9 protein-coding genes are annotated in these 13,495 nt (G+C 45.1%); 4 read left to right on the forward strand and 5 right to left on the reverse strand.

The window, feature by feature from the left end:
• Nucleotides 1–36 precede the first annotated feature (36 nt).
• From IDJ77_RS19460 to IDJ77_RS19475, 4 genes are all read right to left on the reverse strand, one after another.
• Complete coding sequence (locus IDJ77_RS19460; RefSeq protein WP_191190657.1) at nucleotides 37–2,412, reverse strand: ABC transporter permease; 2,376 nt, start codon at nucleotides 2,410–2,412, stop codon at nucleotides 37–39.
• Nucleotides 2,413–2,501: 89 nt separating this feature from the next.
• A complete protein-coding gene (locus tag IDJ77_RS19465) occupies nucleotides 2,502–4,859 on the reverse strand; it encodes an ABC transporter permease (RefSeq protein ID WP_191190658.1) in 2,358 nt (785 codons plus the stop codon).
• Between the two features lie 288 nt (nucleotides 4,860–5,147).
• Nucleotides 5,148–5,825 carry an ABC transporter ATP-binding protein gene (locus IDJ77_RS19470; protein WP_128534849.1) on the reverse strand — a complete coding sequence of 226 codons (678 nt, stop codon included), beginning with the start codon at nucleotides 5,823–5,825 and terminating at the stop codon, nucleotides 5,148–5,150.
• A gap of 144 nt (nucleotides 5,826–5,969) precedes the next feature.
• A complete protein-coding gene (locus tag IDJ77_RS19475; protein WP_191190659.1) occupies nucleotides 5,970–7,229 on the reverse strand; it encodes an efflux RND transporter periplasmic adaptor subunit in 1,260 nt (419 codons plus the stop codon).
• A gap of 311 nt (nucleotides 7,230–7,540) precedes the next feature.
• Here IDJ77_RS19475 and IDJ77_RS19480 point away from each other — a divergent pair, with 311 nt between their 5' ends.
• The 3 genes from IDJ77_RS19480 (at nucleotide 7,541) to IDJ77_RS19490 (ending at nucleotide 10,918) form a co-directional block, all read left to right on the forward strand.
• The gene (locus IDJ77_RS19480; RefSeq protein WP_191190660.1) at nucleotides 7,541–8,899 is read left to right on the forward strand and encodes a sigma-54-dependent transcriptional regulator; all 1,359 of its coding nucleotides are present in this window, start codon (nucleotides 7,541–7,543) and stop codon (nucleotides 8,897–8,899) included.
• Nucleotides 8,889–10,244, forward strand: coding sequence for a sensor histidine kinase (locus IDJ77_RS19485; RefSeq protein WP_191190661.1), 1,356 nt, complete (start codon nucleotides 8,889–8,891; stop codon nucleotides 10,242–10,244). The genes IDJ77_RS19480 and IDJ77_RS19485 overlap by 11 nt, the downstream gene beginning before the upstream one ends.
• Before the next feature lie 143 nt (nucleotides 10,245–10,387).
• Nucleotides 10,388–10,918 carry an NADPH-dependent FMN reductase gene (locus tag IDJ77_RS19490; protein ID WP_191190662.1) on the forward strand — a complete coding sequence of 177 codons (531 nt, stop codon included), beginning with the start codon at nucleotides 10,388–10,390 and terminating at the stop codon, nucleotides 10,916–10,918.
• Here IDJ77_RS19490 and IDJ77_RS19495 read toward each other — a convergent pair.
• Nucleotides 10,878–11,411, reverse strand: coding sequence for a hypothetical protein (locus IDJ77_RS19495; protein ID WP_191190663.1), 534 nt, complete (start codon nucleotides 11,409–11,411; stop codon nucleotides 10,878–10,880). The genes IDJ77_RS19490 and IDJ77_RS19495 overlap by 41 nt on opposite strands.
• A gap of 135 nt (nucleotides 11,412–11,546) precedes the next feature.
• Here IDJ77_RS19495 and htpG point away from each other — a divergent pair, with 135 nt between their 5' ends.
• Nucleotides 11,547–13,430 carry a molecular chaperone HtpG gene (gene htpG / locus IDJ77_RS19500; RefSeq protein ID WP_191190664.1) on the forward strand — a complete coding sequence of 628 codons (1,884 nt, stop codon included), beginning with the start codon at nucleotides 11,547–11,549 and terminating at the stop codon, nucleotides 13,428–13,430.
• Nucleotides 13,431–13,495: the final 65 nt, after the last annotated feature.

A 13,495-nucleotide genomic window follows, 5' to 3' on the forward strand; every position in this document is an offset into this window, starting at 1 on the left:
CTCTTGATTCTTGTATCTTACTTCTTGCTTCTAAAACTACTCACTTCTTAAACTCTTCACCGGGTTTGCCAATGCTGCGTTCAGCGATTTAAAGCTTACTGTTGCCAGGGCTATCCCAAATGTTATTAATGCAGCAAATAAAAAGATCGACCAATGCAGCGGCGTTTTATAAGCAAAGTTTTGCAGCCATGTGTGCATAAAGTAATAGCCCAATGGTATCGCAATCACCGTAGCAACCGCAACAGGTTTCAACAAGTCTTTTGATAACAGCAGCAGTATATTTGGCACCGACGAGCCCAACACCTTGCGTACGCCGATCTCCTTGGTGCGTTTTACCGCTGTGAAGGATGCCAGTCCGAATAAACCTAAACAGGCGATGAAAATAGCCAGGCCCGAAAAGATGGCCAGCATGGTTTGCTGGCGGATATCGGTTTTGTAGGTGGTATCAAATTTCTGATCGAGGAAGCTGTATTCGAAAGGATAAACCGGGGCAACCTGGCTGTACACCTGCTTTATTACAGCAAGGGAGTTTTTAATATTACCCGCTTTTATTTTGATAACGGCTACCCTCCTGTCCATTGCAGGTGATATAATGAGAGCATCCATATTCTCCTTCAGCGAAAGGAAATTGTAATCTTTCACTACACCTATTACACGGCGTGGTTTATCGTCGCGAATGGTATTTTTTATTTGCTTACCAATAGCCTGCTCTGGTGTAAAGCCAAGTTTTTTGGCGGCAGTTTGGTTGATGAGCACCGCGTCGGTAGAATCCGTTGTAAACTGAGGCGAAAAATCGCGGCCGGCTACTATTTTCACCCCAAGCGTTTTAACAAACTGGAAGTCGGCGAACTCCGTGCGCGATTTAAATTTATCGTGCTGGCCCTCTGCTTCAAAAGTATGCATATCATGGAAACCGCCGGGCTCGCCCGACATGAGCGACACGCTTGCAATATTGGCGTTGCTTTCCAGCTCTTTTTTGAAAACGCTCATTTGGTTGTAGATGTCGTTATTATCCAGCTGTACAATTACGGCCTGCTCTTTATCATAACCAAGCTCTTTGCCTTTTACAAAGCTCATCTGCTTCATGATAACGATGGTGCCGATAATGAGCAATACCGAAATACTAAACTGCACCACCACGAGCGATTGCCTGAAGAAGGCCCCGCTTTTGCCCAAACGCAGTTTGCCTTTCAGCGCCTGTATTGGTGAAAAAGCCGACAGAAAAAACGCCGGGTAGCTGCCCGCCAGAAAGCCGATAACGACGATCACCCCTGCTAAAAACAGGTAGATAGGTGCCGAGTTCCAGCTGGCAGATACGTTATAGCCGAGCAGCTCGCGGTACCAGGGCATCGCTGCAATTAATATCACTACAGATAAAATGCAGGAGATAATGGTAAGCAGCATGCTCTCGCCGATGAATTGCAGTACAAGGTGGTTCTTTAAAGCCCCTAAAACCTTGCGCAGCCCAACTTCTTTAGAGCGTTCCACTGCCCGGATGGTGGACAGGTTGGTAAAATTAATACAGGCAATAAGCATGATGAGTACCGCGATAGAAATGAAGATATATACTACCGTTTTATCGCCATGCTTTACATTATCAAAGGCTGATGCGGGCTCAAAATAAATATCGTTCAGTGCGGTAAGTTTCAGGCCGAATTTGGCACCGAAACGCGCCATATCCTTGCCCATGTATTTATCCATAAACTGCGGAAACTTCTTCTCCAGCTGCGCCTTATCGCTATGCTCATCCAGCAATACATAAGTAAAAAGGCCATTGTTGATCCAAACCTTAAAGTAATCCTCGTTAAAATAGTTAGATAATGGCACAACCACATCAAAATTCAAGTGCGAATTGGCTGGCACATCCTGCGCGATACCGGTGACTTTCAACTGTTTTTGTTTATCCAGCGTTACCACTTTGCCCATGGCATTATCAATGCTGCCAAAGTATTTTTTTGCGGTAGTTTCGGTAAGCACAATGCTCGAGGGATCTTTCAGTACCGACGATGCATTGCCTTTTAAAAGCTTGAAGGAAAACAGGCTAAAGAAATCAGCATCAGCATTATATAGTTTTTTTTCTACAAAGGCTTTATCGCCAAAAGAGATCAACCCCTGATTTGGCTGAACCCGTACGGCTTGTTTTATATCCCCCGGAAAATCGTTCAATAAAGCCGTTGCATAAGGCCCCGAAAGATACGGTACACCTTCTTTCAGTTCATCAAAGGTGCGCATTACGCGGTACATACGTTTGCCCTTGGCGTGGAATTTATCCACACTGAACTCGTTCATGATGTAAACGAATATCATCATGCACACGGTGATACCGATGGTTAACCCCAATATGTGGATCAGCGAAAACGCCTTGTTTTTATACAAGTTACGCCAGGCTATTTTGATATAGTTTTTTAACATTATTTTTTTGATTACACCGATTTGAAAATTGATTTCACCGATTACACTGATTCTATCTTGATTCTTGGTTCTTTACTCTTGTCTCTTATTTACTCGCTTCTCAAACTCTTCACCGGGTTTGCCAGCGCGGCTTTGATAGCCTGGAAACTCACCGTTATAATAGATATCATAATGGTTACCACTGCGGCCGTTATAAACACCCAAATACTTATTGGTACACGATAAGTGTATCCCTGTAGCCAACTATGCATACCGAACCAGGCCAATGGCGTGGCAAACAGGAAGGCGATGCCAACCAGGGTTAAAAAGTCTTTTGATAGCATAGACGTAACACCAAATACTGATGCTCCCAGCACCTTGCGTACACCAATTTCTTTGATGCGGTTCTGTGCCATGTATGTGGCCAGGCCGAACAGCCCTAAGCAGGATATAAATATGGTTAGGCCGGCAAAAAGTGTGGCCAGTGTGCCGGTACGTTGTTCGTCCTTAAATTTCTTGGCGTATTCATCGTCAACAAAATGATAATCGAAGGGGTACTCGGAGTTAAATTTCTTAAACACGCCTTCTGCCAGTTTCAGGTTTTGGGCTGTTGTGTTTTTATCGTTAAGTTTATAATGGATAACATTGAACCACGATTTGGGGCCTTGTATGATCATAGGCCTCACCGGTTCATATGGCGATTGCAGGATGAAATCTTTCACCACACCTACTACGGTTAGCTTGTTATCGCCATTCTTTACAATTTGGCCAATGGGATGTTTAAATCCCATTATTTTTACCGATGCCTCGTTTAGCATAACAGCAAGCGAATCTGAAGGGTACTTTTCCGCGTCTATATCGCGGCCCTCTATAACCTTCAGGCCCATTGTTTTGGTGAAAGAGCCGTCAGTGTTGTACATGTTAAAGTCTATCTTGGCGCCTTCCTGTTTGCCTTGCCAGGTATAATCCCAGGTATCGCTCCAGCCTTCTGTCATTGGCGCGCTGGTTTTGCTTACGGCAACAGCTGCACCGCTGGTTAACAATTCGTTACGGATGAGCTTATAATTCTTGTCGACGTTGCCCGTCATAAAGGTGTATACCAGGTTGTTCTTTTTGTAACCGGTATCCCGGTTTTGAGCGTACTCTAATTGCTCGCGTACAATGATGGTAGAAATGATGAGTACAATAGCAAAGGTGAATTGCACCACCACCAATATTTTACGTGGCGATATGGCCGCATTGGCTGCCTTGAAAGTGCCCTTTAATACTTTTACCGGGATAAACGATGACAGGTATAGCGCCGGGTAGCTGCCTGATAACACGCCTGTGAAAAGGATAAATGATAATGATATCAGCCAGAACGCCGGGCTGTTATAAGGAATAATTAAATGTTTATCGGTAAGGTTATTAAAACCCGAAAGGGAAAGCTGGATGATGATGAGCGCCAATATACCGGAGAAAAATGCGATCATGATACTTTCGCCGAGGAATTGCGAAATAAGGCTCCCTTTTGAGGCCCCTACTACTTTACGGATACCTACTTCTTTGGCGCGCTTCTCGCTGCGGGCAGTGCTCAGGTTCATGAAGTTGATGCAGGCGATCAGCAAAATGAATGCAGCAATAATACTGAACAATCTGATGGTTTCGATGCGGCCACCCACTATCTTACCATTCTCGAACTTGGAATATAAATGCCATTTGGTGGCGGGATGCATAAACACATCGATATCTTTAATATCGGAATGCGAACGCGTAATATCTTTAACCTGCTTGTTTATAGCAGCTTCGGTTACGCCGGGTTTTAAAAGTGCCCAGGTTTGTACCGAATTGTTGCCCCAGTTCTTCTCCACTTGCTTGTCAACCTTCTCCAGGTAGGTCCATGGCATCAGGTATTCAAAATCGAATTGGGTGTTGTTAGGAAGATCTTTCATTACAGCGGTAACCGTAAAATAATCAACACTGTCTATTTTGATGGTTTTGCCCATCGCGTCCTCATCGCCAAACAGTTTTTTAGCTGTTTTTTCGGTAAGAACAATGCTCTTCATTTCGTTCAGTGCCGTTTTTAGGTTACCCTTTACCAGCGGGAAACTGAACATCGTCAGGAAATCCGGGTCGGTATAATTACCGGCCAGTGTAAGATGCTTTTCGCCAAGCGTGAATAAGAAGTTGCAATTATTGGTGCGCGATACCTGCTCTACCTGCGGGTAATCCTGTTTAAGGCTGCTGCGCATTACTTTTGGCGTAGTTCCCCAGCACCACATTTTACCATCAAAAACCGAGCGGTTATACATCTGGTAAAGACGGTCTTTTTTATCGTGGAACTGGTCGTAGCTTACCTCGTTTTGTACCCAAAACAAAATGAGGGCGGCACTGGCCATCCCAACTGCCAAACCGGCAATATTTATAGCGGTAAAACCCTTGTTTTTTAACAAGTTACGCCAGGTTATTTTAATGTAATTCTTAAACATATTTTTTTGCGATTACACCGATGAAGATTGATTTCACCGATTAAAACTCTTAACTACTCACCACTCTCAATTCACCATTCATTCACCCAAAACAGGGCAATTCTCAAGCCGTCCCACCGCCAATTTGCATTGGCAGTGGGTAAAGCCGGAGGCACACTTAACTATATATTAATCAAATAGGTTAACCCAGTCTCACCTAAATCCTCTCCAAAGGAGAGGACTTTCGAATAACCAACCCTTCTCCTTTGGAGAAGGTGCGCGAAGGGCGGATGAGGCTGTTAAAAGTTATTATACCATGATGTTTTCCATCACGGTTTGCCCGTCTAACAGGCGGATGATGCGGTGGCTGTAACGAGCATCATGCTCAGAGTGCGTAACCATAATAATGGTTGTACCCTGCTCGTTCAGATCGGTTAACAGTTCCATTACATCGTTACCGTTGCTGCTATCCAGGTTACCGGTAGGTTCATCCGCCAATATCAATTTTGGTTTGTTAACAACCGCACGGGCAATGGCCACACGCTGTTGCTGACCGCCCGATAACTGCTGCGGGTAGTGGTTGCGGCGGTGCATGATCTGCATTTTATCAAGCACTTCCTCCACGCGTTTTACACGATCTGCACTGCTTACGCCGGTATAGATCAATGGTAGCTCAACGTTTTCGAAAACGGTAAGCTCATCTATCAGGTTAAAGCTCTGGAAAACGAAACCGATGTTGTGCTTGCGCAGGTCGGCACGTTTGCGTTCGTTAAAATGGGCTATTTCAACGCCGTTGAAAACGTAGCTGCCATTATCCGGATCGTCCAGCATACCCAAAATGTTTAGCAGTGTAGATTTACCGCAACCAGATGGACCCATAATGGCCACAAACTCGCCGGTGTTAACTTCCATCGACAGCTTGTTTAGTGCAATGGTCTCTACCTCTTCTGTGCGGTAAAATTTCTCAAGATTTGTAATTTTTATCATTTGGCCTCCCTTAAACCCTTCCGCCGGCTAAAGCGAAAGGGCTATTTTTGATTTAATTGTGATTTGTATATTTTTAATTGATTAGTTCATTCTTACGCCATACCTCCTCCCCTTTGGGGAGGCTGGGTGGGGCTTCCGCCCTCCTTACGGTTTCTTCAGCACCAGTTCCTGTATATCGGTATAGTTTTCGTAGCTGGATGTTACCACTTTGTCGCCAGGTTTTAAGCCTTGTAATACCTCATAATAATCAGGGTTTTGGCGGCCTATCTGTATATCAACCTTGTAAGCTGTTTTACCATCTTCGGCAACTTTAAAGATCCAGTTACCACCGGTTTGCTGGTAAAAACCACCTTTAGGTACCAATACCGCGGTTGTTTCGTCGCTCAATGCCAGGCGGATCTGTAAGGTTTGGCCCTTGCGGATACCTTTAGGTACTTCACCAACAAACTGCATATCTACCTGGAAACGGCCGCTGGTAACCTGTGTAAACACTTTCTTGATCACCAATTTATAAGTTTTATCAGCAAAAGTAAAATCACCCACTAAACCGTTGTATATGCGAGATAGGTAATGCTCTTCTACATCTACACGTACTTTAAAGCCGCTTTGCGCATCTATCTGGCCTAAGTGCTCGCCTTTATTCTTGTTCTGCCCTACTTCGGCATCCATCGATGTTAACTGACCGTCGATAGGTGCACGTACGGTTAGGTCGGCCACTTTTTTACGCATCAGTTCCAGTGTGCTCTTCATGTGCGCGTATTGCTCACGGGCCTGGTCTGCTTCCTGTTTGGTTAACGAAGTATCTTGTTTTAAGATCTGCGTGGTTAATTTTTTGCGCCTTACCTGGTAAGCGTAGGCATTTTCGGCAGCCTTATATTCCTGTAGGCCTATCGCTTTCTGGTCGAGTAATCTCTTGTCCAAAAGGTAAACGCGTTCAGCTTCTTTATAAGCATTATCTACATCGGCCATTTGGTTAAGCTTGGTGATGGTGTTTTGTTGCGCGCTGTTGTGCGAGATCTGCATCTGCGTCTGCGCGGCGTAAACCGCTGTTTCCTGGTTAGCCAGGTTTAGCTCCAAATCGGTGTTGGCTAATTTGATGATCGGGTCACCTTTTTTAAGGTTAGCGCCATCTTCAACATATTTCTCTTCTACACGGCCGCCTTCAACCGCATCCAGGTAAATGGTGGTAAGCGGCATCACCACGCCGTTAACAGGTATAAACTCCTGGAACGGGCCTTTTTTAATATCGCTAACAGTTATGCGTTCGGTATCTACGTTTAACTTGCTTTTGCTCGATGCGGTGCTGATGATCATCCAACCGCCAAATAAAACTGCTGCTGTTATACCGGCTATAGTTACAAGCCTTTTGGTACCCCATGTCTTTTTTTGTATTACTCTGTCCACTGTATAATTCTTAATATTTTGTTGATAGATACAAAAACACATGCCACAAATTAAATTGCTGTATTTCAGTCAATTAAACCTATTTGGCTAAATTACACCGTACGCTATTGTTACAGCATGTGTTCGGTATTGATACAATAGTTTTTTTGAGTTCATAGTTGATGGATTACAGTTCATAGTTGATTATCAATACTATAGGTATTATAGCGTAAATGGTATGATATTTAACATGCAAATACTAAATTGCGGGATGTATTTTATGTGTACACTGAAGTACCATGAACTATCAACCATGAACCAACTACTATAAAATGATACTTAAAAAAGCGACCGTTTTAATTGTTGACGACGACCCCGATGTACTAACCGCTGTTAAGTTATTACTTAAAACAGAAACACAGGAAATTATCACCGAAAAGAACCCGGAGAACCTGAACTGGCTGCTGCAACGCAACCAGGTTGACCTTGTGCTGCTGGATATGAACTTTAACAGCGCCATTAATACCGGCAACGAAGGCATTTACTGGCTGCGCAAAATTAAAGAGTGGAAACCCAACGTTTGTGTTATTATGATAACCGCCTATGGCGATATCGACCTGGCCGTACGCTCGTTAAAAGAGGGTGCGAATGATTTTGTGGTGAAGCCATGGCATAACGAGAAGCTGATAGAGACCATAAAAGATCTGCTTGATAAAAAAGAGGGCACCAGCAAAGCCAGCAAACCATCGGGCAAAAGCAGTGCAGGGACATCTATTTTGGGTGAATCGGAAGTGATGGAGGATATTTTCCACAAGGTAAATAAGATCGCGCCTACCGATGCCAATATTTTGATACTTGGCGAAAACGGTACGGGTAAAGACCTGATGGCAAAAGCCATTCACGAGCGCTCGCTGCGCGCCGATAAACCATTTATAAAAGTGGATGTTGGCGCATTGACGGATAGCTTGTTTGAAAGCGAACTCTTCGGCCACAAAAAAGGTGCTTATACCGATGCACGGGAAGACCGCATGGGCCGTTTTGAGGAAGCCGAAGGCGGTACTTTATTTTTGGATGAGATAGGCAACATCAGCCTGCAGCAGCAGGCCAAGCTGCTTACCATACTGCAAAACAGGCAGGTAACGCGCCTGGGCACCAACAAAGCCATTGATATCAATATCCGGCTCATTTGCGCTACTAACGTACCCTTGTCTGAACTGGCTAACGAAAATAAATTCCGTAAGGATTTAATTTACCGTATTAACACGGTGGAGATAAACATGCCGCCATTGCGCCGCCGCAACGAGGATATTGTGATATTGGCCCGCCATTTTGCCAAGTTGTACGCCAGCAAATACTTAAAGCCAAGTGTAGATTTCGACAGCGCGGCTTTAACCAAGTTAAAATCGTACAACTTCCCGGGCAATGTGCGCGAGCTGCAATATACTATTGAGCGCGCCGTAATTATGGCGGACGATCACGTTCTGCGCCCCGACGACCTTATTTTTTCGATACTGGAAACACCAGGTGAAACACTTACCGAGGACGACAGTAACATACCATTGAGCGCAATGGAGAAGAACGCCATCCTCCGCGTGATAGAAAAACATAGCGGTAACATCACCCGCGCCGCAAAAGAACTGGGGTTAACCCGTACCGCCCTTTACCGCAGATTGAGCAAGTATGACATTTAACCGTTACGAATGGCGGCTACTGCTGCGTGTCATATTTTTATTTATTGCCATTACGGCCACATCGGTGGTTGTGGTATCGGGCAGGGGGGCATATATTTATGGGGTGCTTACTATACCGATGGTGGTGTTTTCGGTGCTCGATCTGATCCGTTTCCAGCGCAAGGCGCAGGACGAGGTGAACCAGTTTGTAGAATCTATCCACTACCGCGATTTTAGTCGCCACTTTGATGTGCGCCGTGCCCCAAACGAACTAAAACCACTACGCAAGGGCTTTAACGAGATCAACACTACCTTTAAACTCATCAGTCGCGAACGCGAGACGCAGTACCATTACCTGCAAAAGATATTAGAATTGGTAGATACCGGGCTGCTCAGCTACGAGCAGGAAACCGGCGAAACCGGCTGGATAAATGAAGCCTTTAAAAACCTCATCGGTGTCCCCTATTTAAAAACCATCCATTCGCTGGAAAAACGCGAGCCAGAGCTGTACGCTGATATCATTAAACTAAAGCCCGGCGACGCGCAGGTGCTTAGCATCACCCGTAACCAGCAGCAGGTAAAAATGCTGGTATCCGCCAGTGTTATGCGCAGCGACGAGAAAATGTATAAACTGGTGGCCTTCCAGAACGTGAGCGAGGCTTTGGACGAGACGGAATCAAAGGCATGGAGCAAATTACTGAATGTGATGACGCATGAGATCATGAACTCGGTTGCGCCTATCTCCTCTTTAGCCGATACATTGAAGAACCGCCTGCAAAGCCCCGAGATAACCGGCGGTATCGCCAATGCCGACCTGGAAGACATAGAACTGGGCATCGACACCATCAAACGCCGCAGCGAAGGCTTGCTTAAGTTTACTGAAAGCTACCGCAGCCTCAATAAGATCACCAAGCTGGATCTGAACAAGATCCTGGTGCGTAACATGTTCGAGAACCTTAACAGCCTGATGCGCCCAACCTTGGAGAAGAAACATATCGAACTGGAGATTATCCTACGTGATCCTGCACTGGCCATCGAAGCGGATATCAACCTCATAGACCAGGTGATGATCAACCTGCTGGTGAACGCTATAGAGGCAGTGAAAGACAAATCAGAGCCACGCATCACCCTCTCGGCAGAAGCAAAGGCCAACAACAAGATACTGGTGAAAATTATGGATAACGGCCTCGGTATGCCACCCGAACTGCTGGATAAGATCTTTATCCCCTTCTTCAGTACCCGCAAAACCGGCAGCGGTATCGGGCTTAGCCTTTGTAAACAAATTATGCTGTTGCATAAAGGGAATATCCAGGTACAATCTACCGAAGGCAAGGGAGCTACGTTTATCTTGCAGTTTAATGCGTAGGTGCAGGTCCTGAGACTTTTCTCCACATCGTCATTGCGAGGTACGAAGCAATCTCCCTATAAGCAGAGCGCCTTGCATAGCGGCTCTGCCTGCGTAGAGATCGCTTCGTACCTCGCAATGACGTGGTTTATTATCGACTATTAATGAGTAAGAAATCCATCTTTGCTATCCCCGGCAGCCTGCGTTCAGGCTCGTCTAACCATGCGATACTCAACCATATCAGCGGGTTAATTCCTGTCGATATCAACTACTTCATCTACAACCGCCTCGCCGCTATCCCCCCTTTCGACCCCGGGCTGGATAACGAACACCCGCCCGAAGCCGTTGCAGAATTAAGGAGCCTCATCACCAGCGCTGATGCCATCATTATCTGTACACCCGAATACGCCTACGGCGTACCCGGGCAGCTTAAAAACGCGCTGGATTGGATGGTAAGCAGCAGCAGCGTTGTAGACAAACCAGTTGCCCTTATCACCGCCTCCCTCGGCGGCGAAGCGGCACATGCGGCTATGCAGCTGATATTAGGAGCGCTATCTGCCAGGGTTATCCCGGAGGCTGCTTTGTTGGTGCAGTTTGTACGGTCGAAGGTTAATGGGGATGGGGTGATAACGGATCATGAGACAGAGGAAAGGGTTAAGAAACTTGTAGAGGAATTGTTGAAAGTAATTGGCTAAGCGCCTTGTTTATTCGGCTGGATGTAATTTTTACCTCTAAAAGAATCAACCCAAAGTATACGATACAAATCAGCAACACTGTAAAGAAACCGTCGACATTAATTTCGCCTGTTACAGTTTGAAACAGCGAAAGCATCAAAAGCAATGCAAGTACAAAACAGACTATTGCGGATAGGCTTTTAAGCCGTAACTGATAGTAACATTCATCGGTATCCAATGGTAATTTGATAATAAGTTTGGGCAAAAACCTTTCCAAAGAGGTGTGAAGCCTGGTAAATAACAACGCAGATTTTCCTATAAAGCCCAAAAACAATTTATCAGTGCCTACATCTGTACTTGCCGAAATCAGATCCAAAGAATCTACCCGCTTTAACGATGCTTTCCTCAACAGTCTTTCTACTTCGGTTTTTGATAAATCGTTGATGTAAACTTTCTTAAAATAAAACATGCGTTGTGCTTTTGTATCGATTATTGTGATAAGATGCCTAAACATACTAAATAAAAACCATGTGCACATCTAAAATATGCACATCCGTATCCCTGCCAATTCGTCACTCCTACCCACTTTGGAACGGCCCTTGTTAAACCCCTATTGTAAACTATACGATAATTCTAAAACCATAAAACAATGCAAGAAAAAGGATCTATTTCGATACACACCGAAAACATTTTCCCTATCATTAAAAAGTTTTTATACTCTGATAACGAGATATTTCTGCGCGAGCTGGTTTCTAACGCCGTGGATGCGACGCAAAAAATTAAGCGTTTAGCGTCATTAGGGCAGTACAACGGCGAGCTTGGCAACCTGCGTGTGGAAGTAGCTTTTGATGCAGACAAAAAGACCATCACCATATCTGATAACGGTTTGGGGATGACGGCCGAAGAAATAAAAAAATACATTAACCAGATCGCTTTCTCGGGCGCTACCGAATTTGTGGAGAAATTTAAGGAAGCAAAAGATGCCAACGAGATCATCGGCCGTTTTGGGCTTGGTTTTTATTCGGCATTTATGGTGGCCGACCGTGTGGATATTGAAACCCTAAGCTACCAGGAAGGCGCAGAACCCGCCCGCTGGACCTGCGACGGCAGCACCGAGTTTGAAATAAGCGAAGGCAGTCTTGTAGAACGCGGTACCGAAATCACCCTGCATATCAATGCCGAAAGCGAAGAATTCCTGGATAAGCAAAAACTACAGGGAATTCTGGACAAATACGCTAAATTCCTGCCTGTACCAATCAAATTTGGCACAACTACACAGGAAGAAGAAGACGGCGAGGACGAAGAAGGCAAACCAAAATACGTATCGGTTGAAACGGATAACATCATCAACGATACCACTCCTATCTGGACAAAATCGCCAAGCGAACTGAAGGACGAAGATTACCTGAAATTCTACAAAGAGCTTTACCCGTACAGCGAAGACCCCTTGTTCTGGATCCACCTGAATGTGGATTACCCGTTCAACCTTACCGGTGTATTGTACTTCCCGAAGCTGAAGAACGATTTCGAGATCACTAAGAATAAGATCAAATTGTTCAGTCGCCAGGTGTTCATTACCGATGAGGTGAAGGACATCGTTCCTGAGTTTTTGATGCTGCTGCACGGCGTTATCGATTCACCGGATATCCCGCTGAACGTATCGCGCAGCTTCCTGCAAGCCGATAGTGCCGTTAAAAAGATCAATACCTATATCACCAAAAAAGTAGCTGATAAATTAGCAGACCTGTTTAAAAGCGACCGTAAAGGTTTCGAAGAAAAATGGGGCGATATTGGCCTGTTTGTGAAATACGGTATGATCAGCGAAGACAAGTTTTACGATAAGGCAAAGGATTTCGTTTTGGTTACCAACACCCAAAAAGAAAACTTCACCCTTGCCGAATATAAAGACAAGGTTGAGCCTACCCAGACCGATAAAGACGGGCAACTGGTTTACATCTACACCAACGATCCGGAGAAACAGGATGCGTTCATCCAGTCGGCCACTAAAAAGGGGTATGATGTTATGGTGATGAACTCGCCGATAGATACCCATTTCATTAGTCAGCTGGAGCAGAAATTAGAAAAAACACAATTAAAACGTGTGGACGCTGATGTTGCTGATAAACTGATCAAAAAGGATGAGAACCCGGAATCGGTATTAACCGAAGAGCAATCAACCAAGATCAAAGAGATCTTTGATAAGGCCATCAACAAGCCTGCTTACAAAGTGAAGCTGGAAAGCCTTAGTCCGGACGAGTTGCCGGTAACCGTTACCATGGACGAGTTTATGCGCCGTATGAAAGATATGGCTGCCATGGGCGGTGGTATGAGCTTTTACGGCAGTATGCCCGATAACTACAACGTAATTGTAAACGGTAACCACAAACTCATCTCCAAAATATTGGCTGATGAGAATACCGATGCACAGGCACAATTGGCCAAACAGGCGTTTGACCTGGCCCTGCTTTCGCAAGGTTTGTTAACAGGTGCTGAGTTGACAGAATTTGTGAACAGGAGCGTGAGTTTGATTTAATAACGCAACGTACGCAGGGCTATTTACTCACCCCGACTACGCTACGCTGGTCGACCCTCTCTGCT

The sequence above is a fragment of the Mucilaginibacter pankratovii genome, from assembly GCF_014773265.1.
In the GTDB taxonomy this organism is placed as follows: domain Bacteria; phylum Bacteroidota; class Bacteroidia; order Sphingobacteriales; family Sphingobacteriaceae; genus Mucilaginibacter; species Mucilaginibacter pankratovii.

Excerpts from the sequence above, each read along its gene's own strand:
- IDJ77_RS19460 (WP_191190657.1), bottom strand. The coding sequence starts at position 2,412 with ATGTTAAAAAACTATATCAAAATAGCCTGGCGTAACTTGTATAAAAAC.
- IDJ77_RS19465 (WP_191190658.1), bottom strand. The coding sequence starts at position 4,859 with ATGTTTAAGAATTACATTAAAATAACCTGGCGTAACTTGTTAAAAAAC.
- IDJ77_RS19470 (WP_128534849.1), bottom strand. The coding sequence starts at position 5,825 with ATGATAAAAATTACAAATCTTGAGAAATTTTACCGCACAGAAGAGGTA.
- IDJ77_RS19480 (WP_191190660.1), top strand. The coding sequence starts at position 7,541 with ATGATACTTAAAAAAGCGACCGTTTTAATTGTTGACGACGACCCCGAT.
- IDJ77_RS19485 (WP_191190661.1), top strand. The coding sequence starts at position 8,889 with ATGACATTTAACCGTTACGAATGGCGGCTACTGCTGCGTGTCATATTT.
- IDJ77_RS19490 (WP_191190662.1), top strand. The coding sequence starts at position 10,388 with ATGAGTAAGAAATCCATCTTTGCTATCCCCGGCAGCCTGCGTTCAGGC.
- IDJ77_RS19495 (WP_191190663.1), bottom strand. The coding sequence starts at position 11,411 with ATGTTTAGGCATCTTATCACAATAATCGATACAAAAGCACAACGCATG.
- htpG (WP_191190664.1), top strand. The coding sequence starts at position 11,547 with ATGCAAGAAAAAGGATCTATTTCGATACACACCGAAAACATTTTCCCT.